This is a genomic window from Microbacterium rhizophilum, from assembly GCF_039605615.1.
GTDB lineage: Bacteria > Actinomycetota > Actinomycetes > Actinomycetales > Microbacteriaceae > Microbacterium > Microbacterium rhizophilus.
The window spans coordinates 729,117-752,904 of sequence record NZ_JBCNUN010000001.1 but is presented as its reverse complement, the minus strand read 5'-3'; the positions used below and the strand labels follow the sequence as shown (position 1 = coordinate 752,904).

Genomic DNA, 23,788 nt, shown 5'->3' with positions numbered 1-23,788 from the left:
GTTCACGGGAACGTGGCCGGAATGTTCCGCCCCGCGCACCCGTCGCTCCCCATCGTGCCAGTACATTGGCAGATGTCTAGAGAGATAGACAACTTCGGGAAGAGGTTCAGGATGACGCAGGACGCAGTTCAGGCGCGGCGCCGCACGGCGCGGGTCCTCGCGACGGCGCCGCAGGACGAGCTCCAGCGGCTCTGGGACGCGTGGCCGGATCGGCCGGAGGTCGAGTACCTGCGCGGCCCCGAGGCGGGACTCGTGATGGTGCAGGGCCGCGTCGGCGGCACGGGCGACCGATTCAACCTCGGCGAGGCGACCGTCACGCGCGCCACCGTCGTGGTGCGCGGCGCGGGAGCGGAGACCACCGGCACGGCGTACGTGCTGGGCAGCCACCCCAAGCACGCCGGGCTCGCCGCGATCTTCGAGGCGCTGCTGGCGGGCGAGGCGCGCGAGCGCGTGCTGGCCGACGTGATCGCACCGCTCGAGGCCGCGCAAGCCGAGCGCGACGCGCTCGCCCAGGCCCAGGCCCGCAGCACGGTCGTCGACTTCTTCACCGTCGCCCGCGAGAACAACGGACCGGAAGACGAGGACCTCGAATGAGCACCGTGACGGCCGACATCCTGAGCGGCGGCGGCCACCAGCCCGGCTTCGCCCAGCCCGTGCACGACGCGCAGCGCGTGTTCCGCGCGACGCTCGAGGCACTGGGACGCCCGACGCTCGCGCAGCCCCTGCCGCGCGTCGTCGAGCCGCCGGCCCCGCTCGGCGCGGCCGCGGGCGCCGTGCTGCTCGCGCTGTGCGACGACCAGACCCCGATCTGGCTCGACCGCCCGCTGCGCGCGTCGGCCGACGTCACCGCCTGGCTGCGCTTCCACACAGGTGCCCGGATCGTCGACGCGCCGGCCGACGCGCTGTTCGCGGTCGCGTCCTCGCCGTCCGCCGCGCCGCGCCTCGCGGACCTCGCGCAGGGCGCGGACGAGGAGCCGCACCGCTCCGCCACGCTGGTGATCGACGCGACCGGCGCGCGGGGGATCGGGTCCTTCGTCGCGAGCGGTCCCGGCGTGAACGGCGAGATCGCGTGGGACGGCGCCGGCCTGCCCGGCGGGTTCCTCGCGCAGTGGGCGCAGAACCACGCCGGCTACCCGTGCGGCGTCGACGTGATCCTCACGACGTCCACCAAGGCCGGCGACACCGTGCGCGGCCTGCCGCGCAGCACCCGCCTCACCGGAGAACAGAACAGGAGCGCCGCCTGATGTACGTCGCGGTCAAGGGTGGTGAGAAGGCCATCGCGAACGCCCACGCGCTGCTCGCCCATCGCGGGCGCGGGGGTGCGGAGTCCGAGCGGATCGACTACACACAGATCCGCGAGCAGATGGGCGTGCTCGTCGCGCGCGTCATGGCGGAGGGCTCGCTCTACGATCCCGACCTCGCCGCCAAGGCGCTGCTGCAGTCGCAGGGCGACGTGCTCGAGGCCGTCACGCTGATGCGGTCGTACCGCACCACGCTGCCGCGCTTCGGCATCACCGAGGCGCTCGACACCGCGGGCCTGCCGTCCGAGCGCCGCGTCTCGGCGACGTTCAAGGACATCCCCGGCGGCCAGCAGCTCGGCGCGACGTTCGACTACACGCACCGCCTGCTCGCCGACGAGCTCACGACCCCGGAGATCCCGGTGGCGCAGGATGAGGCGGTCCCCGAGACGGCCATGCCGCGCGTGACCGACCTGCTCGGCGTCGACGCGCTGATCGAGCCGGATCGGCCGGCGTCGGTCGAAGAGGGTGGCGACTGGACGGATCCGGATCCCGCCGACCTCACGCGCGAGCCGACCGTGTTCCCGATGTCGCGCTCCGAGCGGCTGCAGGCCCTGAGCCGCGGCGACGAGGGCTTCCTGCTCTCGCTCGGCTACTCGACGCAGCGCGGCTTCGGCAACACCCACCCCTTCGTGGGCGAGGTGCGCGTGGGGGAGGTCGAGGTGGAGTTCGAGTCGCCGGAGCTCGGGATCGCCATCCCGATCGGCCGGATCGAGGTCACCGAGTGCCAGATGGTGAACCAGTTCACCGGATCCGCCGATCAGGCGCCGAAGTTCACGCGCGGCTACGGCCTCGTGTTCGGCCGAGCCGAGCGCAAGGCGATGTCGATGTCGCTGGTGGACCGCGCGCTGCGGGCGGAGGAGTTCTCGGAGCGCCGGGTGTCACCCGCGCAGGACGAGGAGTTCGTCATCAGTCACGCCGACAACGTGCAGGCCACGGGCTTCGTCGAGCACCTGAAGCTGCCGCACTACGTCGACTTCCAGGGCGAGCTGGTGCTCATCCGCCAGCTGCACCGCGAGTTCCAGGAGCGCGTCGCCGCGAACTCCGCCGTCGAGGAGGAGAGTCATGTCTGAGCCCCGCATCGTCTACAACGAGGGCTACCTCGACGAGCAGACCAAGCGCGTGGTGCGCCGCGCGCTGCTGAAGGGCATCGCGGTGCCCGGCTTCCAGGTGCCATTCGCCTCCCGCGAGGTGCCCATGCCGCGCGGCTGGGGCACCGGCGGCGTGCAGGTCACGGCGGCCGTGATCGGCGCGTCCGACACGCTCAAGGTCATCGACCAGGGCGCCGACGACACGACCAACGCGGTGTCGATCCGGCAGTTCTTCGAGAAGGTCGCCGGCGCCCGCGCGACCACGCGCACGGATCTCGCCACCGTGATCCAGACGCGTCACCGGATCCCCGAGACGCCGCTCGTGGAGGGCCAGATCATCGTCTACCAGGTGCCGATCCCCGAGCCGCTGCGCTTCCTCGAGCCGCGCGAGACCGAGACGCGGCGGCTGCACGCGCTCGAGGAGTACGGCCTGATGTACGTCAAGCTCTACGAGGACATCGCCAAGTACGGGCACATCGCCCGCACGTACGACTACCCGGTGCTCGTGAACGGCCGCTACATGATGGCGCCGTCGCCGATCCCGAGCTTCGACAACCCGAAGCTGCACCAGAGCGCCGCCATGCACCTGTTCGGCGCGGGCCGCGAGAAGCGGATCTACGCGGTCCCGGCGTACACGGACGTCGAGAGCCTCGGCTTCGAGGACTTCCCGTTCGAGCCGCAGAGGTTCGAGACGCCCTGCGCGGTGTGCGGCGCCGAGGGCGTCTACCTCGATGAGATCGTCATGGACGACCAGGGCACCGTGATGTACGCGTGCTCCGACACCGATCACTGCGAGCGCAGGGTTCTGAACAGCGCGGCGGCCGAGTTCGACCCCGCCCAGCGCGAGAGGGAGATGCAGGCATGAACGTCGCGGAGCTTCCGCTGCTGAGCGTCACGGGCGCCGGCCACGCGTACGGCGACAAGTTCGGCTGCCGGGATGTGAGCTTCGACCTGTGGCCGGGCGAGGTGCTCGCGATCGTCGGCGAGTCCGGATCCGGCAAGTCCACGCTGCTCGGCATGCTGTCGCAGCGCCTGTCGGTCGACGAGGGCGACATCCGCTACCGGCAGGGCGAGGATCTCGTCGACCTCACCGCGCTGTCCGAGCGCGACGTGCGCCGGCTGTGGCGCACCGAGTGGGGCTTCGTGCACCAGAACGCGGCCGACGGCCTGCGGATGCACGTGAGCGCGGGCGGCAACATCGGCGAGCCGCTGATGGCCAACGGCGCGCGCCACTTCGGCGACATCCGCACGCAGGCGGCCGAGTGGCTCGCGCGTGTCGAGATCCCGGCGGACCGCATCGACGACGCGCCCGCCACCTTCTCGGGCGGCATGCGCCAGCGCCTGCAGATCGCGCGCAACCTCGTGTTCGGCCCGAAGCTCGTCTTCATGGACGAGCCGACCAGCGGCCTCGACGTGTCGGTGCAGGCGCGCCTGCTCGACCTGATCCGCTCGCTCGTCGCCGACCTCGGCCTCTCCGTGATCATCGTCACGCACGACCTCGCGGTCGCGCGCCTGATCTCGCACCGCACCCTCGTCATGAAGGACGGCGCCGTGATCGAGTCGGGCCTCACGGATCGCGTGCTCGACGATCCGCAGGCCGCGTACACCCAGCTGCTCGTCTCATCGATCCTCCAGGGCTGAGATATGAATCCGGACAACATCCTCGAAGTGGACCGCGTCGACAAGACGTTCACGCTGCACCTGCAGGGGCAGCAGCGGATCCCCGTGCTCGCGGGGCTCGAGTTCGACGTGCCGCGCGGATCCTGCGTCGTGCTCGGCGGCGAGTCCGGCGCGGGCAAGAGCACCGTGATGAAGATGGTCTACGGCTCGTACGGGGCCGGCGCCGGGCGCATCCTGCTCTCGCACGCCGGGGGAGTGCTCGACCTCGCGGCCGCGCAGCCGCGCGAGGTCCTCGCCGCGCGCCGCGAGACGATGGGCTACGTGAGCCAGTTCCTGCGCGCCGTGCCGCGCGTGCCGGCGCTCGACGTCGTCGCCGAGCCGCTCGTCGAGCGCGGGGTCGATCGCGCCAGGGCGCGAGAGCGCGCGGGCGAGATGCTCGCGCGCCTGTCGATCCCCGAGCGCCTGTGGACGCTGCCGCCCGCGACCTTCTCGGGCGGCGAGCAGCAGCGCGTCAACATCGCGCGCGGCTTCCTCGCCGAGCGCCCGCTGCTGCTGCTCGACGAGCCCACCGCCTCGCTCGACGCCCGCAACCGCGGCGTCGTGATCGAGCTGATCCGCGAGCGCCTCGACCGCGGCGTCGGCATGCTCGCGATCTTCCACGACCACGACGTGCGCGACGCCGTGAGCGACGCGATCGTCGACGTGCGCGCCTTCACCCCGAGCCCGTCCGGCGCCGCCGCATGACGCGGTACGCGGTGTACGCGCTGCCCGGGGCGCTCGCGATTGACCCGATCCGCCCGAGTTCCGCCGCGAGTTCGGGCACATTGGGTCAACTTCCGGACGCCCCGGAGGCGGTGCGCCTGCGCGAGGTCGTCGAGGCCTGGTACGCGCGGGAGGAGTTCCGCGACCTCACGGTCGACGCCCGCCGGTACGGCTTCCACGCCACGCTCAAGGCGCCGTTCCGCCTCGCGGACGGGCGCAGCGAGGCCGAGCTGCGCGAGGCGGCCGGCGCCTTCGCGGCCGCCCGCGGGTCCGTGACGATCGCCGCGCCCCGCCCGGCCGCGCTGGACCGCTTCCGTGCTCTGCTCCCGACCGGCGACCAGTCCGAGCTCGACGCGCTCGCCGCGGACGCCGTGCGGGAGTTCGACGGGTTCCGTGCGGCGCCGAACGCGGACGAGATCGGGCGCCGCCGCCCCGAGCGACTCGCCCCGCGCGAGCGCGAGCTGCTCGAGCGGTGGGGGTACCCGTACGTGCTCGACCGGTTCCGCTTCCACATGACGCTCACGGACCCGGTCCCCGCCGATCGCGCGGCCGAGGTGGACGCCGCGCTCGAGTCCCACTTCGCCGCGGTGTCGGGCGTCGACGTGCCGCTGCGCTCGATCGCGCTGTTCGTCGAGCCCGAGCCGGGCGACCCGTTCGAGATCCTTTCCGTCCACCCGTTCGCACCTGCAGGAGAGCACCGCCCATGAGAAACGAGACCGTCTTCACCAATGCGCGCGTGGTGCTCGCCGACGAGGTGATCCACGGATCCGTGCGCGTCGTCGACGGCGCGATCGTCGACGTCGCCGGATCGACGTCCACGGCGGGGGAGGACCTGCAGGGCGACTTCCTGATGCCGGGCCTCGTCGAGGTGCACACCGACCAGGTCGAGGCCCACTTCCAGCCGCGCCCCAAGCGGTACTGGGACCCGATCCCCGCCGTGATCGCGCACGACGCCCAGATGGCCGCCTCCGGCATGACGACCGTGCTGGACGCGCTGCGGATCGGGACGGGTCCGACCGACGGCAACAACATGGCCAAGAACGCGCGCACGCTGGTCGACGCCGTCGTGCACGCCGCCGAGTCCGGCCTGCTGCGCGCCGACCACTTCGTGCACCTGCGCTGCGAGGTGTCGACCCCGGATGTCGTGGACGTGTTCGACGAGGTCGGCGGTCACGAGCGGGTGCGGATGGTGTCGCTCATGGACCACACGCCGGGCCAACGGCAGTACGCCGATGTCGAGGCGTTCCGCACCTACATGGTCGGCAAGGGGCGCCTGACGAACGACGAGTTCGAGGACCACGTCGCCGAGCTGCACCGGCTGTCGGCGCGGTACGCCGACTCGCATCGCCGGCTGATGGCCGAGCGCGCGACCGGCCGCGGCATCACGATGGCCGCGCACGACGACGCCACGCAGGCGCACGTCGACGAGGGCGTCGCGCTGGGCGTGGGCATCTCCGAGTTCCCCACCACGGTGGACGCCGCCCGCGCGGCGCGCGCCGCCGGTCAGCTCGTGGTCATGGGCGCGCCGAACATCGTGCGCGGCGGCTCCCACTCGGGCAATGTCGCGGCGTCCGACCTGCTGGCGGCCGGGCTGCTCGACATCCTGTCCAGCGACTACGTGCCCGCGAGCCCGCTGCAGGCCGCGTTCCTGCTGTTCGCCCGCGGCGACGTCACGCTGTCCGAGGCGTCGAAGCTGGTCAGCGCCAACCCCGCTCGGGCCATCGGGCTCGGCGACCGCGGCGTGATCGCCCCCGGCAAGCGCGCCGACCTCATCCGCGTGCACGCGTACGACGAGGCCCCCGGCGAGCAGCACCCGCTCGGCGTGCCCGTGCCGATCGTGCGCGGCGTGTGGCGCCAGGGCGACCGTGTCGCCTAAGCCGCCTTCGGCGGAGGGGATCGCATGAGCGGCGCGTTCGTCGGCATCGTGGGGCCGTCCGGATCGGGCAAGGACTCGGTGATCGAGTTCGCCCGCGCCGCGCTCGCGGACGAGGGGTTCGTGTTCGCGCGGCGCGTGATCACGCGCCCGGCGGGCCCGGCGGAGGACTGCGTCGAGGCGTCGTCGGCCGAGTTCGACCGGCTCGAGGCCGGCGGGGCGTTCGCCCTGTCGTGGCGCGCGCATGGGCTGGCGTACGGCATCCCGGGGGAGGCCGTCGCGCAGGTGGAGGGCGGCGCGGTCGTGGTCGGCAACCTGTCGCGCGCGGTGCTCGACGAGCTGGACGGGCGCTTCCGCCGGGCCCTCTCGGTGCGCATCACGGTGCCGGAGGACGTGCGCCGCGCGCGCATCGCCGCCCGCGGGCGCGAGGACGACGCGGCCGCCCGGGCGCGCCTGGACCGCGCGGATCCCGCCCCGGACTTCCCGGTCGACCTCGAGATCGTCAACGACGGCACGCTCGAGCAGGCCGGCGAGAGGCTCGTGGCGTTCCTGCGCGAGGTCGCGGCATCCGACTTCTCCGGAGATCCCCGCTTCTCAGGGGCATCCGGCCGATCCGGATCCTGAGAACCCGGTATCCCCGGAGAACCCGGCACCACGAGGAGAGCGCATGAGTGCACAGCCGACGATCGCGATCGTGGGCCCCGGCGCGATCGGCACGACGGTCGCCGCGGCGCTGCACGAGGCCGGCCGCACGCCGCTGCTGTACGGCCGCACGGCGCGGGACGGGCTCGAGCTGCGCGCGGACGGCGACCGGATTGTCGTGCCCGGTCCCGTGCGGACCGATCCGGCCGAGGCGGAGGGCCCGGTCGACCTCGTGCTCCTCGCCGTGAAGGCCACGCAGATCGAGGGCGCGGCGCCGTGGCTGGCGGCGCTGTGCGGCCCCGGGACCGTCGTGTGCGTGCTGCAGAACGGGGTCGAGCAGCGCGCGCAGGTCTCGCCACATGCGGGCGACGCGCGCGTGATCCCGTCCGTCGTGTGGTTCCCTGCCGAGGCCCAGCCCGACGGATCCGTGCGGCTGCGCGGCGAGCCGCGGCTCACGCTGCCGGATGACCCCGCCTCCCACGTCGTGGTCGCGGCGCTGGCGGGCACGCGGTGCGCGGTCGAGGTCGTCGCCGACTTCCGGACCGTGGCGTGGCGCAAGCTGCTGCAGAACGCCGTCGCGGGCCTGATGGCCCTCGCGGGTCGCACGCTCGGCGCGTTCGCGCGGCCCGACGTCGGCGCGCTGGCCGAGGCGTATCTGGAGGAGTGCCTCGCGGTCTCCCGCGCGGAGGGCGCGGCGCTCGGCGACGAGGTGCCGGGGGAGATCCTGGACGGCTTCCGCCGCGGCCCTACCGACATGGGCACGTCGATCCTCGCCGATCGCGAGGCAGGGCGACCGCTGGAGTGGGACGTCCGCAACGGCGTCATCCGGCGCCTGGGCAGGGCGCACGGCATCCCCACGCCGATCAGCGACGTGGTCGTGCCGCTGCTGGCGGCCGTGAACGAGAGGAGTCCGCGATGAGTGCGCTGCCGGAAGAGGGGCTCGTGCACGACGGATCGACCGTGGTCGACAGCGTGCTCGGCCGGTACACCGAGGTCGGGGCGAGCACGCGGCTCGACGGCGTCGAGCTGGGCGACTACAGCTACTGCGACCGGCTGTGCGACCTCGCGAACACCACCGTGGGGCGGTTCTCGAACATCGCGAGCTTCGTGCGCATCGGCGCGACCGACCATCCGCTCGACAAGGCGAGCCTGCATCATCTCCTGTACCGCTCCGAGAAGTACTGGCCGGATGAGCCCGACGACGCGGCTTGGTTCGCGAAGCGCCGGTCGCGCCGCACGGTCATCGGGCACGACACCTGGATCGGCCACGGCGCGCAGGTGAAGCCGGAGGTGACCGTCGGCGACGGCGCCGTCGTCGCCTCGGGTGCCATCGTCACGAAGGACGTGCCGGCGTACGCGATCGTCGCGGGCGTGCCCGCGCGCGTCGTCCGGATGCGCCAGCCCGAGGACGTCGCCGACCGCCTCGTGCGCCTGGCGTGGTGGGACTGGGATCACGACGCGCTCCGCGCGCGCCTGGCCGACTTCCGCGCGCTGCCGGCCGAGGAGTTCCTCGCCCGCTACGAGAGCGAGTGACCGCGGGGCGCCCTCAGAGGATGCCGGTCAGGACGCCGCCGTCGGCGCGCAGCGCCGCGCCGTTCGTCGCGGACGAGCGCGGGCTGGCGAGGTAGACCGCGAGGTCGGCGATCTCCGCCGGATCGAGGAACCGCTGCACCAGCGACGTCCCGTTCCCGGCCGCGATGGCCGCCTTGAGGTCGTCGGCCGGCATGCCCTGCGCGCGCGCGATCCGGTCGATCGCGTCGGCGACGCCGTCCGAATAGGTCGGCCCGCCGAGGATCGTGTTGACGGTCACCTCGGTGCCGCGGGTGAGCTTCGCCAGCCCGTTGCCGAGTGCGAGCATGGCGGCCTTCGTCGCGCCGTAGTGCACCATGTCGCCCGGCACGTTGACGCCCGACTCGCTCGCGATGAAGACGATCCGGCCCCATCCCGCCGCGAGCATGGGGCCGAGCAGGTGCCGGGAGAGGCGGACGCCGCTCATCACGTTGACATCGAAGTAGCGCTGCCACTGGGCGTCCGCGATGGCGGCGAAGTCGGCCACCTCGAACAGGCCCACGCTGTTGACGAGGATGTCGACGTCGCCCAGTTCCTCGAGCAGCCGGCCGACCTGATCCGGATCCGCGAAGTCCGCCGCGATTCCGGCGACATCCGCGTCGGGCTGGGCCGCCCGCAGCGCCTCGACCGCTGCGCCGACGCTGTCCGCGTCGCGCCCGTTCAGGACCACCGCGACGCCCTCGCGGACCAGCGCGGCGGCGATCGCGTACCCGATTCCCCGCGTCGAACCGCTCACGAAGGCCCTCCTGCCCGTCAGTCCCAGATCCATCTCGGCCGTCCTTTCACTTTCCTAGTCAACTGAATCGTAGGCGCGATGACTTTCCCGATCAACTCGACGGCCCGGATCTGCGCGGTAGCGTGGTGCCATGACCGAATCCCGCGATCCGGCCCCGCTGACGGGCGAAGACCTCGAGACCTGGGCCGCGCTGGCCACCCTCCTCGAATGGCTGCCGGCGGCGCTCGACGCCCAGCTGCAGCGCGACGCGCAGCTGACGCACTTCGAGTACGGGGTCCTGTACGCGCTCGACACGGCGCCCGAGCGCACGCTGCGGATGAGCGTCCTGGCCGGATATGCGAACAGCTCGCTGTCGCGCCTGTCCCGTGCCGCCACGCGGCTGGAGGCGAAGGGCTGGGTGGAGCGCATGCCCGATCCGGCCGACGGGCGCTTCACCCTGGCGATCCTCACGGACCGCGGGAGCCAGAAGGCCGCCGAGGCCGCGCCCGGGCACGTGGAGACGGTCCGGCGCCTGGTGCTCGATCGCCTCACGAAGCCGCAGACCCGGCAGCTGCGCGAGATCACCGGCCGGATCGCGCGGGCGATCCGGGAGGACGAGGGATGGCGGCCGCCCGCGACCTGACCCTCAGTCGAGCGTGGCCAGGAACGCGCGGAGGTCGTCGGCCAACAGCTCCGGCTCCTCGTGCGGGGCGAAGTGACCGCCGCGCGGCATGGTCGTGTAACGCGTGACGGCGTAGGCGCGCTCGGCCCACTCGCGCGGCGGCTGCGCGAGATCGTGCGGGAAGACCGCGAGCGCGGTCGGCACCTCGACGCGGCGCACGCGCGTCGTGAACCCCGCCGCGAACTCCCAGTACGGCCGGAACGACGTGCCGATCGTGTTCGTGAACCAGTAGAGCGACGCGAGGGTCAGCAGGTAGTCCTCGTCGAAGCGCGAGAACACGTCGCCGCCGCTGTCGCTCCACGCGCGGTGCTTCTCGAGGATCCACGCCAGCAGGCCGACGGGGGAGTCGGACAGCGCGGGCGCGAGCGTGAGCGGGCGGGTCTGCTGCTGGTGCTGGTACGCGCCCTCCCGCGCCAGCCAGTCCTGCACGCGCGCGACGTGCGAGCGCTCCGCGTCGGACAGCGTCGTCTCGTCCAGCTCGAGCGGCGGCGCGACTGCGAGCAGATGGATGCCGGCGACGGACTCCGGATGATCCTGCGCGAGCCGTGAGGTGATCCCGGCGCCGAGATCACCGCCGTGCGCGGCATAGCGCGCGAAGCCGAGGCGCGTCATGAGCGCGTGCCACAGGTCGTGCGTCTGCTCGTCGTGGCGCGGACGCTGCGGCGAGAACGGGAAGCCCGGCAGCGCCGGCACGATCGCGGTGTGACCCGCCTCGGCGAGCAGCCGGGCGAGCGGCACGAGCTCGAGCGCGCTGCTCGGCCAGCCGTTCGTCAGGATCACCGGGAGCCCGCGCGGCGCGGACGCCTCGAACCGGAGATACGCGAGCGGTGTGCCGTCGAGGTCCTCGACGCCCCACGGGAGGTCGGCGATCTCGCGTTCCGCCGCGCGCCAGTCGAATCCGTCGGCCCAGCGGTCCACGAGTCGGCGCAGGACATCCGGATCCGTGCCGGCGTCCCATCCGCTCGCGGGCCAGTCGTCGGCCCAGCGCGTGCGGCGCAGCCGGGACCGCAGGTCGGCGAGATCCTCGTCGCTCACCGGGGGGAAGGGTGCGGGCACGTCGGTCTCCTGTCGCTCAGACCGCGATATCGGCCGCGGAGGTCTCGTCAAGATAGCGGACGAGCTCGGCCACCGCCGCCCGGCCCGCCCTGTTCGCCCCGACCGTGGACTGCGAGGGCCCGAAGCCGATCAGGTGCACGCGGGGCTCGCCGCGCACCTGCGTGCCGCGCATCGTGATGCCGCCGAGCTCATTGCGCAGGTACAGCGGGTCGAGGTGGCGGAGATCCGCCTTGAAGCCCGTCGCCCACAGGATGACGTCCAGCCGTGTGAACGATCCGTCGGCCTCGCGGACGCCGTCCGGCTCGATCCGGGTGAACATCGGACGGCGCACCAGCACCCCGCGGTCGCGCGCGGCGCGCGCGTACGGCGTCCAGCCGAGGCCCGTGTACCCGACCACGCTGCCGGTCGGGCGGCCCGCCTCGACGTCGGCGGTGACCTTCTCGATCGTGGCGCGGCCGCTCTCGGTGTCGAACTCGCCCTCGTTGAACACCGGCTCCCGGCGCGTGTACCAGAACGTCGCGGCCGTGCGCGAGATCTCCTCGAGCAGCTGCACTGCGGAGATCCCGCCGCCCACGATCCCGACGCGCAGGCCCGCGAAGTCCTCGAGCAGTCCGTAGTCGCGCGTGTGCAGCTGCCGGCCGCGGAAGGTCTCCTGCCCCGGGTACTGCGGCAGCACGGGGTTGCTCCACGTGCCGGTCGCGTTGACGATCGCGCGGGTCGTCCAGGCGCCGCGATCGGTGCGCACCACGAGGTCGCCGTCCTCGTCGTCGTCGGCGAAGTCGACCGACTCCACGCGCACGGGACGCAGGATCGGCAGGTCGTAGCGGTCCTCGAACGCCGCGAAGTACCGCGGCACGGCGTCTCGGCTGGGCTCGTCCGGATCCATCTCCGGCTGGGCGAATCCCGGCAGGTCGAAGATCCGGTTGAGCTTGTCGACGTGCAGCGACGGCCACCGGTGCTGCCACGCCCCGCCGGGAGCGGGGTTCGCGTCCAGCACGACGTATGTGTGCCGCGCGTCGGGCGACGCGAGCGCGCTCGCGAAGCCGCTGCGGTGCAGGTGGAACGCCGCGGACAGCCCCGCCTGCCCCGCGCCGATCACCACGACGGTGGCGGTGCGGGGCGCGGTCATGACAGATGCAACCGCGGCGTGCGGTGGCTCATTCCGCTGCGGCAGGTCGCTTGGGTGCGCGTCTCAGAACGGGGCGGGCGGGCCGAGGTTCGGGAAGATCAGGGGCGGGCCCTCGGTGTACTCGTAGCCGCAGGGGCTGGAGATCCTGATCCTGCCGTGGCCGAGATTGGTGAAGCCCCAGGGGGCGTGGTGCTTCGTCATGTGGTGGCTTTCGCACAGGCATCCCAGATTGTGCACGTTGGTGACGCCGCCCGCGGAGTAGGGGATGGTGTGGTCGATGTCGCAGTGCTTCGCCTTGGTGGTGCAGCCGGGGACGCGGCAGGTCCTGTCGCGGGCGTGCAGGTACCGGCGCTGCGCGGCCGTCGGGCTGTGGTGGTCGACCGTGAGCAGGGATCCGGTGTCCGGATTCAGGAACAGCCGTTCCCACCCGGCCGCATGGCCGGCGAGACGGCGGGCGGTGTCGGGGTCGATCGGTCCGTAGCCGGCGAGGAGAGCGGCGCCGTCGTCCAGGCCGGTGAGGGTGGTGACGGGGATGGTGATCTCGACGGTGGCGGTGATGTGCTGATCGAGGTCGTGCCCGGCGGGGGTGCCGGTCAGCAGCAGGTCGGCGGCGAGGTCGGCGCGCAACTGCCCGACGTGCCGGTCGTCGGCAGCCTTGATCGCCTCCGGGGACCGCGGCTCCGGTGCGGTGCCGTCCAGGGCACGCTGCAGGGAGCGGCGATCGCGTTTGACGACGTGCCCCATTGCGGTCAGGCGGTCCTGGATCGCGTACGCGCGGACGGCGGGCATCAGGATCCGCAGTTCGGCCATGGCGTCGGGGAACTCCACAACGTACGAGCCGCGGTGGGCGCAGGCGCGTTCGTGGCGATCCTGGACCGGCTCGGGGTCGTGCCGCTCGGCGAGCAGCACGGCCTGCTGCTTCGTCCTGAACGGCGTCGTGGTCTGGGCGATCGGGACGACGTCGGCCTCGTATCCGGCGCGGGCCGTGTCGTCGCCGATGCGGGTGCCGGCCGCGACGATCTCGCGGGCGTGCCGCCGCGTGATCGCCCCGCTTGTCAGGGCCGCGGCGGTGGCGGGGAATCGTTCGATGAGGTCGTAGGCGTCGTCCATCCGGCCATGCATCGCTCGCGGGGATTCCTTCAGCGCCAGCGCGAGCTCGGCGGCCATCGACCGCAGGGGGAATGCGCAGTCGCTGTGGGACGGCATCCGCCCGATCTGGTCCACCGCGATCCCGGTCACCTCGGCGAGCACCCGCGCCTCCTCGGCGTCCAGCGCCGCACGCTCCGACCGGATCCGCTTCAGCCGCTCGATCCCCGCGCGCGTCCGGGCCCGCTCGCCCGGGGCGAAATCCCAGGCCGGGCCTTCGGAATCCGAGAACTTCGGCATGCGTCCATCATCCCACCAGCCTTGGACATTTGTTCGAAGGTCGGTGGGGTGTGGAGAACTCGGCTATACGGGTCGCTTCGGACCGTCACCGCCGCTCGGTAACCGGGCGCGGGTCTCAGGCCCGCTCAGTTCGACAGCACCGTGAGCGTGACGGGCTGTGCGCCCTCTGGTGCGGTCATCGTCACCGTCGCGGCGCCCGTCGAGGTCCCTGCCGGTACGACGACCTCCGCACTCAGCGCGGCATCGTCATCCGGGCGATCCTGCACGAGGACCGTCTCGGTGCCGTCCGAGGCGGACAGGACGATCTCCACCTGCTCGGCCACCGGCCGCCGGGCGTACGGACCGGTGTCGGAGCACTCGCCGAACGCGTTCGCGACGGTGATCGCCAGCGCGTCACCGGCATGGACCGTCGTCGGCGAGACGCTCAGCGCCGGTGCGACGCACGAGCCGGCGCTGCTGGAGCATCCCGCGAGCGCGACGAGCGCGGCGGCGCTCAGCACGGCGCCCGCGATGCGGCCAACGCGCGATCCGGTCACTTGCGGCGCACCCGGTCCTGCGCGCTCGCGGGCGGCGCGGAGGCCACATCCACCGCGGGGTGACCGGCGCGCGACTCCCATGAGCCCTCGAGGCCCTTCGCCGCGTGGCGCGCCGCGCGCACGGCGCGCTCGTCCGCCCAGCTGTTGAGGCGGTGGCCGGCGTGCCCCTTCACGTGCTCGAGCACCACGTCGGGCAGGCCCGCGGCGCGGCGGGCGTCGCGCGCGGCGATCAGCGCCTCGAGGATGTCGACGTTCTTCACGGGCAGCTTCGCGGAGGTCTTCCATCCGCGGCGCTTGTGGCCGTCCATCCACGACCGGTACGTGTTGATCGCGTACATCGAGTCGGCCTGCACGGTGAGGTGCCGCACGTGCGCGTTGTCGCGGATGCCGCGCAGCAGCGCCGTGAGCTCCCCGATGTTGTTGGTGCCCTGCGGGATCGCGCCGGCGGCCCACTGGCCGTCCTCGCCGACCCAGGCCCACCCCGTCGGACCGGGGTTGCCCTGGCAGGCGCCGTCGGTCGCGATGATGTAGCGGTCGAGCAGGGGGGAATCGGGCACGGATCCACCGTAACCGCGCGCGCCGGGCGCCGCGTTCAGGCGCCCAGCCGCTCCTCGAGCGCGACGGCGTCGTGCGGCGCCCGCCCCCGGCCGTCGTTGTCGAAGTACACGTACACGTCGCGCGGGCGCCCGTCGGGCGATCCGGATCCGTCCGCCCAGGCCCGGATCCGGCGCGCCCAGTCGTCGAGCTCGTCGCTCGTGTAGCCGCTCATGTACAGCTCCTGCGAGCCGTGCAGCCGCACGTACACGTGATCGCGAGAGGTCACCTCGTCGAACATCGGGAAGTTGTCCGCCGTGTCGGCCACGGTCAGCGACACGTCGCGCTCGCGCAGCAGCGCGGCGAACGCGGGATCGGCGAAGCTCTCCGAACGCGGCTCGATCGAGTGCCGAAGCGGCCGGTCCTCGTCGTGCTCCAGCCACACGCGGCCTTCCAGCCGGCTGTCGTGGCCGCGCGCGATGTCGAGCGCCTCGCCGGTCGTGCGCGGCAGCGACGTCAGGAACGCGTCGAGCACGTCCGGCTCGAACGGGTGCCGCGCGGGCAGCTGCCACAGGATCGGCCCGAGCTTGGCCCGCAGCGCCAGGGGGCCCGACGCGAAGAAGTTCGACAGCGCGGTGCCCGCGCTGCGCAGACGCAGCATGTGGGTGATGTAGCGCGGGCCCTTGACCGCGAACACGAAGTCGTCCGGAACGCTGTCGCGCCAGCGGACGTAGCTCGAGGGCCGCTGCAGCGAGTAGAACGAGCCGTTGATCTCGGCGCTCGACATGTGCTGTCCGATGTACTCCAGCTCGCGGCGCTGGACGAGGCCACGGGGGTAGAAGTCGCCGCGCCAGCTCGGATATCGCCAGCCGGAGACCCCGACCCGCACGCGCCCCTGATCGCCCATAGTCGTCCCGACCGTACGCCCCGCGGCATCCCGCCGCCGCGGGCTTGACATGATGGACGGATGACCTCCGCGAATGCCGCCGCCAACCTCACGCGCGAGGAGACGGCCGCCCGCTCCGCCGCGATCTCGCTCCGCGACATCCGGGTCGTGCTCGACCTGTCCGGCGCCCCGGATCCCGAGCGCACGGGCTTCCCGACGGCCGCGACGCTGGCGTTCGATGCGACCGCCGAGGCGACGTGGATCGACTTCATCGGCGAGGCCGTGCTGCGCGTGGTGGTGAACGGATCCGAGCGGGACGTCGACTGGGACGGCGCGCGGATCCGGATCGCCGGGCTCGCGCCGGGTCCCAACGAGGTCCTGATCGAGGCCGTCGGCGCGTACAGCCGCTCGGGCGAGGGCATGCACCGGTTCCGCGACCCGGTCGACGGCGAGACGTACCTGTACACGCAGTACGAGCCGGCCGACGCGCGCCGCGTGATGCCGTGCTTCGAGCAGCCCGACATGAAGGCGCGCTGCACGTTCGTCGTCACGGCCCCCGCCGGATGGCACGTCCTGTCGAACCAGGCGCCGATCCGGACCGACGCGGAGGGCGAGACGCAGACCGTCGAGTTCGCGCCCACCCTGCCCCTGTCGAGCTACATCACATCGGTCGCGGCGGGCCCGTACCACCGGGTCACCGGGGAGTGGACCAAGGCCGACCAGTCCGTGCCGCTCGGGGCGTACTGCCGCGCGTCGCTCGCCGCGCACTTCGACGCCGACGAGGTCCTCGAGATCACCCGGCAGGGCCTGGACTTCTTCGACGAGGCGTTCGGCTTCCCGTACCCGTGGTCCACCTACGACCAGGTGTTCGTGCCCGAGTACAACCTCGGTGCCATGGAGAACCCGGGCCTGGTGACCTTCACGGAGGCGTACGTGTTCCGGGGAGCCGCCACCGACGCGCAGCACGAGGGCCGCGCGAACACGATCCTGCATGAGATGGCGCACATGTGGTTCGGCGACCTCGTCACGATGCGCTGGTGGGACGACCTGTGGCTCAAGGAGTCGTTCGCCGACTACATGGGCGCGCACGCGTCGGCCGCGGCCACCCGGTTCGCCGACGCGTGGGTGTCGTTCGCCGCGCGCCGCAAGGCGTGGGCCTATCAGCAGGATCAGCTGCCCACGACGCATCCGATCGTGGCGGACATCCCGGATCTGGAGGCCGCCAAGCTCAACTTCGACGGCATCACGTACGCCAAGGGTGCGTCGGTGCTGAAGCAGCTCGTCTCCTACGTCGGCGAGGGGGCCTTCTTCGAGGGCGCCCGCCGCTACTTCCGGGCGCACGCCTACGGCAACACGACGCTCGACGACCTGCTCACCCAGCTCGAGGCCGCCTCGGGACGCGACGTGCGCGCGTGGTCGCGGGCGTGGCTCGAGACCACGGGCGTGTCGACCATCGCGTACGACCGCTCGTCCGGGCAGCTGACCCAGACGGATCCGCGCCCGCACCGCCTCGCGATCGGCTGCTACGCGCTCGCCGACGGACGCCTGTCGCGCACGGAGCTCGTCGAGGTCGATCTCGCCGACGAGCGCGCGCAGATCGCGCTGCCCGACGCCGACCTCATCCTGATCAACGACCTCGACCTCACGTACGCCAAGGCGCGCCTGGACGAGCGCTCGCTCGCGGCGGTCGAGGAGGGGCTGTCGACCCTGGAGGATCCGCTCGCGCGCGGGCTCATCTGGGCCTCGCTGTGGAACGCGGCGCGCGACGGCGAGCTTCCCGCCCGCCGCTACCTCGCCATCGTGCGACGGCACGCGCCGGCCGAGGGCAACGTCGGCCTGCTCGCGGCGGCGACGGCCAACGCGGCGTTCGCGCTCGGTCACTACGTGCCGCGCGAGCTGCGTGCCGCCGAGCGCCGCGCGTGGCTCGACACCGCGTGGGACGAGACGCACGCGGCGGCTCCCGGCAGCGGCGCGCAGCTCGCGTGGGCCCGCGCGCTCGCCGGGGCAGCGGCCTTCGACGACGCCCGCGCCGCCGAGCTGCGGGGGATCCTGGACGGGGCCCGGCCCGGGCCCGAGGGACTGCCGCTCGACGCAGACCTGCGCTGGTCGTGGCTCACGGCGCTCGCCGCGACCGGCCACGCGGGCGGCGCGGAGGCCGACGCCGAGCTGGCCCGCGACGACACCGCCACGGGGCGCACCGCGTGGATCCGCGTGCGTGCGTCGCGCCCCGAGGCGGACGTGCGCGCCGCCGCGTGGGAGTCCGCGTGGCATGATCGGTCGCTCACGAACGACCACCTCGATGCGACGATCGGCGGCTTCCGCACGGGCGACAGCCGGCACCTGATCGCGCGCTTCGACGACGAGTACTTCGCGCGGATCCGCGACGCGTGGTCGGAGCGCAGCATCGAGATCGCCCGTCGCCTCGTGACGAGGCTGTTCCCGGCGTCGGACTCGCTCGACCCGGTCGACGCGTGGCTCGCGGCGAACGAGGATGCGCCCGCGGCTCTGCGCCGCCTCGTGATCGAGCAGCGCGACCACCTCGCGCGCGACCTGCGCGTGCGCGCCGCGCAGGCGGAGTCGTCGCGGTGACGCGGATCGCCGCCTACCAGAGCCTCGCCGAGCTGCCCCCGGGCGTGCTGGCGGTCGCGGCGGTCGTCGCCGCCGCGCTCGTCGCGCTGCACGGCTGGCTCAGCCGCCGCGATCCCGTCTGGCTCGGCGCGATCGTGCCGGTCGGCTACCTGGTCGCCCTGGTCGCCCTGTCGCGCGTGATCGCCGCGGACAAGGCCCTCATCGCCGGTTACGTGACGTGCTTCATCGCGCTGCTCGTGATCTGGTGGGCCGGGGAGGACGCCCGGATCAGGCGCCGCGCCGCGCGCCTCGCCGACGATGCGGAGGACCTCCTCGCCCCGCGCGCGGCGTCCTGACCGTCGCCGTCGGATCCTTCAGCCGAAGAACCCGCGCAGCAGCGCCTCGGAGCCGGCGACGTGCTCGGCCATGGCGCGCGCGGCCTCGTCGGGCTTGCCGCGCAGGACGGCCGACACGATCGCCTCGTGCTGTTCGTCCGAATGCGCGATGTTCGGGGCGAGCACGGGGATCCGGTCCAGCAGCTCGTTCAGCCGCATGCGCGAGTCGGCCAGGAGGGCGACGACCTGCGGCGCGCCGAGCAGCTCGGCCAGCAGCAGATGCAGGCGGGAGTCGGCGACGCGGTAGCCCGCCTGATCGGCGTCCCGGCATGCCTCGAACGCCTGCCACAGCCGGTCCCGGTCGAACGCCGCGAGGTCGCGCAGCGCGAGGCGCCGCGCCACGCCCACCTCGAGCACGGCGCGCACCGCGAGCACCTCGTCCACGACCTCGGCCGTGGGGCCGCCGTCCGCCACCGGGCGGCCCTCCGCGCCGAGCGGCGTGTGCGGCGGGTGCTCGGCCACGAAGGTGCCGCCCGTGCGGCCCCGCCGCACGACGACGTACCCCGCGTCGGCCAGCGCCGCGAGCGCGTCGCGCAGCGTGTCGCGGCTGACCTCGAGCAGCGTCGCGAGCTCGCGCTCCGGGGGCAGGCGCGCCCCCGGGGCCGCGAGACCCAGCCGGATCGTCTGCAGCAGCCGCTGCACGGTCTCCTCGAACGCGTTCGCGGTGCGCAGCGGCCGCAGCAGCAGATCCGCGCTCAGCAGCGCGGCCTCGTCCGCCGAATCGGTCATGGGGGATCCGGATCTACAGCGGTGTCACGTAGGCGGACGAGATGCCGCCGTCCACGAGGAAGGTCGATCCCGTGATGAAGCTGGCGTCGTCCGACGCGAGGAACGCCACGGCCGCCGCGAGCTCCCGCGGCTCCGCGAAGCGGCCCACGGGCACGTGCACCAGGCGGCGCTGCGCGCGCTCGGGATCCTTGGCGAACAGCTCCTGCAGCAGCGGCGTGTTCACGGGGCCCGGGCACAGGGCGTTGACGCGGATGCCCTGGCGCGCGAACTGCACGCCGAGCTCGCGCGACATGGCGAGCACGCCGCCCTTCGACGCCGTGTACGAGATCTGCGACGTGGCCGATCCGAGCACGGCCACGAACGACGCCGTGTTGATGATGGATCCGCGCTGCCGCGGCACCATGTGCCGCAGGGCCGCGCGCGAGCAGAGGTACACCGACTTCAGGTTCACGTCCTGCACGCGCTCCCAGGCGGGCAGCTCCGTGGTCTCGATCGAGTCGTCGTCGGCGGGGGAGATGCCGGCGTTGTTGAACGCGATGTCGACGGATCCGAACTCCGCCGCGGCCGTGTCGAACAGGTTGTCGACCGCGTCCTTGTCGGCCACGTCGACCGGCACGAACAGGCCGTCGACCGACCGCGCGGCCTCCTCGCCCGAGGCGGGATCCACGTCGCCGATCACGATCCGCGCGCCCTCGGCGGCGAGCCGGTGCGCGGTGGCGAGGCCGATGCCCGAGGCGCCGCCCGTGATGACGGCGACGCGTCCGGCCAGGCGCTGGGTAAGGTCCAGGGGAGTCACGCTCATGAGAGTGCTTTCTGTGCAGGCGATCAGTCGACCGCGAGGAAGACGTTCTTGGTCTCGGTGAAGGCGAGCGGCGCATCCGGGCCGAGCTCGCGCCCGAGGCCCGACTGCTTGAACCCGCCGAACGGGGTCGAGTACCGCACCGAGGAGTGCGAGTTGACGGACAGGTTGCCCGCCTCGACGGCGCGGGAGACGCGGATGGCGCGGCCGACGTCGCGCGTCCAGATCGAGCCGCTGAGCCCGTACTCGCTGCTGTTGGCGAACCGGACGGCGTCGTCCTCGTCGTCGAACGGGAAGACCGACACGACGGGGCCGAAGATCTCCTCCGTCGCGGCGCGCGAGTCCCGCGCCGGCGTCAGCACGGTCGGCGCGAACCAGAAGCCGGGGCCGTCGGGTGCGGACCCGCGGAACGCGACGTCCGCGTCATCCGTCACGTACGACGCGACCTTCTCGAGGTGCGGGCGCGAGACCAGCGGGCCCATCTCGGTCGTCTCGCGCGTCGGATCGCCCACGGCGACGCCCCGCACGGCCGGCTCGAGCAGCTCCATGAAGCGCTCGTACACGCCGCGCTGCACCAGGATGCGGCTGCGCGCGCAGCAGTCCTGGCCGGCGTTCTCGAACACCCCGTACGGCGCGGTCGCGGCGGCCTTCTCGATGTCCGCGTCGGCGAAGACGATGTTGGCGCTCTTGCCGCCGAGCTCGAGCGTGACGCGCTTCACGCCTTCCGCGGCGCCGGCCATGATCCGCTTGCCCGTCGCGGTGGATCCCGTGAAGGCGACCTTGCGCACGAGCGGATGCGTCACGAACCGCTCGCCGACCACGGATCCCCTCCCGGGCAGGACCTGCAGCAGCCCCTCGGGCAGGCCGGCCTCGAGCGCGAGCTCGCCGATCCGGATCGACGTGAGCGGCGTCCACTCGGCGGGCTTCAGCACCACGGCGTTGCCGGCCGCGAGCGCGGGCGCGAAGCCCCACGACGCGATCGTCATCGGGAAGTTCCACGGCGTGATCACGCCGACGACGCCCAGGGGCTCATGGAACGTGACGTCCAGGCCCCCGGCGACGGGGATCTGCCGGCCGAACAGCCGCTCGGGGGAGGCCGAGTAGTACTCGAGCACGTCGCGCACGTGCCCCGCCTCCCAGCGCGCCTGCGCGATCGGGTGCCCCGAGTTGCGCACCTCGAGCTGGGCGAGCTCCTCGACGGCGCCGTCGAGGGCGTCGGCGAAGCGGCGCAGCAGGCGCGCTCGGTCGGCCGGCGCGAGCGCGGCCCAGCCGCGCTGCGCCTCGGCCGCTCGCTCGATGGCGGCGTCGGTCTGCTCCAGCGAGGTGTGCGCGACGGACGCGACGACGCTCTCGTCGGCGGGGTTCAGGATCTCCGGCATGCTCAGTCCCTCCGTCCGGATCGATGTGCGCGCGCCGCGTCGACGACGCTCTGGAACAGGCGCCGGTCGTCCGGGTCCTCCTCGGGATGCCACTGCACGGCGAGGCCGTGCGTCGCGCCCTCGAGCTCGACCGCCTCGACGATCCCGTCGGCCGAGCGCGCCGTCACGGCGAGCCCGTCGCCCGGGCGGTCGACGGCCTGGTGGTGGTAGACGGGCGCGTCGATCACGGGTCCCACGAGCTCCGCGATGCGGGAGCCGGGGGAGGCCTCGATCGGCACGCGCGCGAACACCCCGCCGCCGAGCTGGTAGCGCGCATCGCCCACCACGTCGGGCAGGTGCTGGTGCAGCGTGCCGCCGCGCAGCACGTTGAGCACCTGCATGCCGCGGCAGATGCCGAGGAACGGCAGGTCGAGCGCGAGGGCGCGCTCCAGCAGCGCGAACTCCCACGCGTCCCGCGTCGTGTGCGGCGCGTCCGTCCGAGGATGCGCCGGCGCGCCGTAGCGGGACGGATCCACATCCGCGCCGCCCGAGACGATCAGGCCGTCGATGCGCGCCAGCACCGCGTCCACCACGCCGGGAGCCAGGGGCTGCGGCGGCAGCAGCACGGGCGCGCCGCCCGCGGCGATCACGCCGTCCAGGTAGACGCGCGGCAGGAAGGCCGCCTCGACGTCCCACACCCCGGTCTGGGCGCGCTGCAGGTAGGTCGTGACGCCGATGACCGGGGGAGCGGCCTCGTGCGGGGCCTCAGAGACGCTCGAAGCCACGCACCCGCTCCCAGTCCGTCACGGCCGACTCGAACGCGCGCAGCTCGACGCGCGCGTTGTTCAGGTAGTGCTCGACGACCGCGTCGCCGAACGCGTCGCGCGCCAGCGCCGAGTCGGCGAACAGGCCGGCGGCCTCGTGCAGCGTCGACGGCACAGTCGGGACGTCGGCCTCGTACGCGTTGCCGGCGAACGGCTCGCCGAGCTCCAGGCCCTGATCGACGCCGTCCAGGCCCGCCGCGATGATCGCCGCGACGGCGAGGTACTGGTTCACGTCGCCGCCGGGCACGCGGTTCTCGAAGCGCAGGCCCTGCCCGTGCCCGACCACGCGCAGCGCGCACGTGCGGTTGTCGAGGCCCCACGCGAGCGCCGTGGGCGCGAAGGATCCGGGCGCGTAGCGCTTGTACGAGTTGATGTTGGGCGCCGAGAACAGGGTCAGCTCGCGCATCCCGGCGACCTGGCCGGCGAGGAACGACCGCATCAGCGCGGACATGCCGAGCGGATCCGCGTCATCCGCGAACACCGGGGCACCGTCCGCTCCGCGCAGGCTGAAGTGGATGTGGCAGCTGTTGCCCTCGCGCTCGTCGAACTTCGCCATGAAGGTCAGCGCCTTGCCGTGCGCGTCCGCGATCTCCTTGGCGCCGTTCTTGTAGATCGAGTGGTTGTCGCACGTCGCGAGCGCGTCGGTGTACCGGAACGCGATCTCCTGCTGGCCGAGGTTGCACTCGCCCTTGACGCCCTCGCAGTACATGCCGGCCCCGTCCATGGCGCGGCGGATGTCGTGCAGCAGCGGCTCCATGCGGGTGGAGGCGAGCAGCGCGTAGTCGACGTTGTAGTCGGTCGCGGGCGTCAGGCCCTGGTACCGCCTGCTCCAGGCCTCGCGGTACGTGTCCTCGAACACGATGAACTCCAGCTCGGTGCCGACGTACGGCACGAAGCCGCGCTCGGCGAGCCGCTCCACCTGGCGCTGCAGGATGCGCCGCGGCGACTCCTCGACGGGCGAGCCGTCGAGCCACTGCAGGTCGGCCGTGACGAGCGCCGTCTTGTGCAGCCAGGGCGCGGCGCGCAGCGTCGTCAGATCGGGGATCATGGCCATGTCCCCGTAGCCGCGCTCCCAGCTGGAGATCGCGTAGCCCGAGACGGTGTTCATCTCGACGTCGACCGAGAGCAGGTAGTTGCAGCACTCGGCGCCGTGCTCCATGACGTCGTCGAGGAACAGCCGCGCGCTCACCCGCTTGCCGACCAGGCGGCCCTGCATGTCGGTGAACGCGACGATCACGGTGTCGATCGCGTCGCCGTCGATCGCGTCGCGCAGCTGCTCGGGCGTCAGGAATCCGGTGGGCGGGGTCATCCGGAGCCTCCTCGGTCATTGGTGGGA

26 protein-coding genes are annotated in these 23,788 nt (G+C 72.9%); 14 read left to right on the top strand and 12 right to left on the bottom strand.

Annotation, left to right across the window (positions count from 1 at the left end; genetic code table 11):
* Positions 1-111 precede the first annotated feature (111 nt).
* Genes phnG through AAD528_RS03700 form a run of 11 tightly spaced genes read left to right on the top strand, consistent with a single transcriptional unit; the run spans position 112 to position 8,819 of the window.
* Positions 112-594: a phosphonate C-P lyase system protein PhnG gene (gene phnG / locus AAD528_RS03750; protein WP_345750680.1), complete on the top strand. Its 483-nt coding sequence runs from the start codon at positions 112-114 to the stop codon at positions 592-594.
* Entirely contained in the window at positions 591-1,244 is a 654-nt protein-coding gene (phnH, locus tag AAD528_RS03745) for a phosphonate C-P lyase system protein PhnH (protein WP_345750679.1), read from the top strand. The genes phnG and phnH overlap by 4 nt, the downstream gene beginning before the upstream one ends.
* The gene (locus tag AAD528_RS03740) at positions 1,244-2,371 is read left to right on the top strand and encodes a carbon-phosphorus lyase complex subunit (RefSeq protein ID WP_345750678.1); all 1,128 of its coding nucleotides are present in this window, start codon (positions 1,244-1,246) and stop codon (positions 2,369-2,371) included. Before phnH ends, AAD528_RS03740 begins: the two co-directional genes overlap by 1 nt.
* Entirely contained in the window at positions 2,364-3,254 is an 891-nt protein-coding gene (locus tag AAD528_RS03735; RefSeq protein ID WP_345750677.1) for an alpha-D-ribose 1-methylphosphonate 5-phosphate C-P-lyase PhnJ, read from the top strand. The genes AAD528_RS03740 and AAD528_RS03735 overlap by 8 nt, the downstream gene beginning before the upstream one ends.
* Positions 3,251-4,030 carry a phosphonate C-P lyase system protein PhnK gene (phnK, locus tag AAD528_RS03730; protein WP_345750676.1) on the top strand — a complete coding sequence of 260 codons (780 nt, stop codon included), beginning with the start codon at positions 3,251-3,253 and terminating at the stop codon, positions 4,028-4,030. Before AAD528_RS03735 ends, phnK begins: the two co-directional genes overlap by 4 nt.
* A gap of 27 nt (positions 4,031-4,057) precedes the next feature.
* Positions 4,058-4,753, top strand: coding sequence for a phosphonate C-P lyase system protein PhnL (gene phnL / locus AAD528_RS03725; protein ID WP_345750675.1), 696 nt, complete (start codon positions 4,058-4,060; stop codon positions 4,751-4,753).
* Positions 4,750-5,478, top strand: coding sequence for a DUF1045 domain-containing protein (locus tag AAD528_RS03720; RefSeq protein WP_345750674.1), 729 nt, complete (start codon positions 4,750-4,752; stop codon positions 5,476-5,478). Before phnL ends, AAD528_RS03720 begins: the two co-directional genes overlap by 4 nt.
* A complete protein-coding gene (locus tag AAD528_RS03715) occupies positions 5,475-6,647 on the top strand; it encodes an alpha-D-ribose 1-methylphosphonate 5-triphosphate diphosphatase (RefSeq protein ID WP_345750673.1) in 1,173 nt (390 codons plus the stop codon). The genes AAD528_RS03720 and AAD528_RS03715 overlap by 4 nt, the downstream gene beginning before the upstream one ends.
* 24 nt (positions 6,648-6,671) lie before the next feature.
* Positions 6,672-7,268 (top strand): phosphonate metabolism protein/1,5-bisphosphokinase (PRPP-forming) PhnN, encoded by a 597-nt coding sequence (gene phnN / locus AAD528_RS03710; RefSeq protein WP_345750672.1) that lies wholly within the window; start codon positions 6,672-6,674, stop codon positions 7,266-7,268.
* A gap of 43 nt (positions 7,269-7,311) precedes the next feature.
* Positions 7,312-8,205, top strand: coding sequence for an oxidoreductase (locus tag AAD528_RS03705; RefSeq protein ID WP_345750671.1), 894 nt, complete (start codon positions 7,312-7,314; stop codon positions 8,203-8,205).
* Positions 8,202-8,819, top strand: coding sequence for an LbetaH domain-containing protein (locus AAD528_RS03700; protein ID WP_345750670.1), 618 nt, complete (start codon positions 8,202-8,204; stop codon positions 8,817-8,819). The genes AAD528_RS03705 and AAD528_RS03700 overlap by 4 nt, the downstream gene beginning before the upstream one ends.
* A 13-nt stretch (positions 8,820-8,832) precedes the next feature.
* Here the strand turns inward: AAD528_RS03700 and AAD528_RS03695 are convergent, their stop codons facing one another.
* Complete coding sequence (locus AAD528_RS03695; RefSeq protein ID WP_345750669.1) at positions 8,833-9,591, bottom strand: SDR family NAD(P)-dependent oxidoreductase; 759 nt, start codon at positions 9,589-9,591, stop codon at positions 8,833-8,835.
* Between the two features lie 130 nt (positions 9,592-9,721).
* Between AAD528_RS03695 and AAD528_RS03690 the strand changes: the two genes are divergently transcribed.
* Positions 9,722-10,213 carry a MarR family winged helix-turn-helix transcriptional regulator gene (locus AAD528_RS03690; RefSeq protein WP_345750668.1) on the top strand — a complete coding sequence of 164 codons (492 nt, stop codon included), beginning with the start codon at positions 9,722-9,724 and terminating at the stop codon, positions 10,211-10,213.
* A gap of 3 nt (positions 10,214-10,216) precedes the next feature.
* Here AAD528_RS03690 and AAD528_RS03685 read toward each other — a convergent pair whose 3' ends face one another.
* From AAD528_RS03685 to AAD528_RS03660, 6 genes are all read right to left on the bottom strand, one after another.
* The gene (locus AAD528_RS03685) at positions 10,217-11,308 is read right to left on the bottom strand and encodes an epoxide hydrolase family protein (RefSeq protein WP_345750667.1); all 1,092 of its coding nucleotides are present in this window, start codon (positions 11,306-11,308) and stop codon (positions 10,217-10,219) included.
* Positions 11,309-11,324: 16 nt separating this feature from the next.
* Positions 11,325-12,437: an NAD(P)-binding domain-containing protein gene (locus tag AAD528_RS03680; protein ID WP_345750666.1), complete on the bottom strand. Its 1,113-nt coding sequence runs from the start codon at positions 12,435-12,437 to the stop codon at positions 11,325-11,327.
* A gap of 63 nt (positions 12,438-12,500) precedes the next feature.
* Positions 12,501-13,823, bottom strand: a complete 1,323-nt coding sequence (locus AAD528_RS03675) for an HNH endonuclease signature motif containing protein (RefSeq protein WP_345750665.1) — start codon at positions 13,821-13,823, stop codon at positions 12,501-12,503.
* Between the two features lie 125 nt (positions 13,824-13,948).
* On the bottom strand, positions 13,949-14,359 hold the full coding sequence (locus tag AAD528_RS03670) for a hypothetical protein (protein WP_345750664.1): 411 nt from the start codon (positions 14,357-14,359) through the stop codon (positions 13,949-13,951).
* Positions 14,356-14,916: a ribonuclease H family protein gene (locus tag AAD528_RS03665; RefSeq protein ID WP_345750663.1), complete on the bottom strand. Its 561-nt coding sequence runs from the start codon at positions 14,914-14,916 to the stop codon at positions 14,356-14,358. Before AAD528_RS03665 ends, AAD528_RS03670 begins: the two co-directional genes overlap by 4 nt.
* A 35-nt stretch (positions 14,917-14,951) precedes the next feature.
* Positions 14,952-15,800, bottom strand: coding sequence for a DUF72 domain-containing protein (locus tag AAD528_RS03660; RefSeq protein ID WP_345750662.1), 849 nt, complete (start codon positions 15,798-15,800; stop codon positions 14,952-14,954).
* Positions 15,801-15,860: 60 nt separating this feature from the next.
* Here AAD528_RS03660 and pepN point away from each other — a divergent pair, with 60 nt between their 5' ends.
* The gene (gene pepN / locus AAD528_RS03655) at positions 15,861-18,368 is read left to right on the top strand and encodes an aminopeptidase N (RefSeq protein WP_345750661.1); all 2,508 of its coding nucleotides are present in this window, start codon (positions 15,861-15,863) and stop codon (positions 18,366-18,368) included.
* Positions 18,365-18,703, top strand: a complete 339-nt coding sequence (locus AAD528_RS03650; protein ID WP_345750660.1) for a hypothetical protein — start codon at positions 18,365-18,367, stop codon at positions 18,701-18,703. Before pepN ends, AAD528_RS03650 begins: the two co-directional genes overlap by 4 nt.
* An 18-nt stretch (positions 18,704-18,721) precedes the next feature.
* Here AAD528_RS03650 and AAD528_RS03645 read toward each other — a convergent pair whose 3' ends face one another.
* Genes AAD528_RS03645 through AAD528_RS03625 form a run of 5 tightly spaced genes read right to left on the bottom strand, consistent with a single transcriptional unit; the run spans position 18,722 to position 23,761 of the window.
* Complete coding sequence (locus AAD528_RS03645) at positions 18,722-19,471, bottom strand: FadR/GntR family transcriptional regulator (RefSeq protein ID WP_345750659.1); 750 nt, start codon at positions 19,469-19,471, stop codon at positions 18,722-18,724.
* Positions 19,472-19,484: 13 nt separating this feature from the next.
* Positions 19,485-20,273, bottom strand: coding sequence for a 3-oxoacyl-ACP reductase (locus AAD528_RS03640; RefSeq protein WP_345750658.1), 789 nt, complete (start codon positions 20,271-20,273; stop codon positions 19,485-19,487).
* A 23-nt stretch (positions 20,274-20,296) separates the two neighbouring features.
* The gene (locus AAD528_RS03635; RefSeq protein ID WP_375339573.1) at positions 20,297-21,649 is read right to left on the bottom strand and encodes an aldehyde dehydrogenase family protein; all 1,353 of its coding nucleotides are present in this window, start codon (positions 21,647-21,649) and stop codon (positions 20,297-20,299) included.
* Positions 21,650-21,651: 2 nt separating this feature from the next.
* Complete coding sequence (locus tag AAD528_RS03630; protein WP_345750657.1) at positions 21,652-22,413, bottom strand: gamma-glutamyl-gamma-aminobutyrate hydrolase family protein; 762 nt, start codon at positions 22,411-22,413, stop codon at positions 21,652-21,654.
* Positions 22,394-23,761 (bottom strand): glutamine synthetase family protein, encoded by a 1,368-nt coding sequence (locus AAD528_RS03625; protein ID WP_345750656.1) that lies wholly within the window; start codon positions 23,759-23,761, stop codon positions 22,394-22,396. The genes AAD528_RS03630 and AAD528_RS03625 overlap by 20 nt, the downstream gene beginning before the upstream one ends.
* Positions 23,762-23,788: the final 27 nt, after the last annotated feature.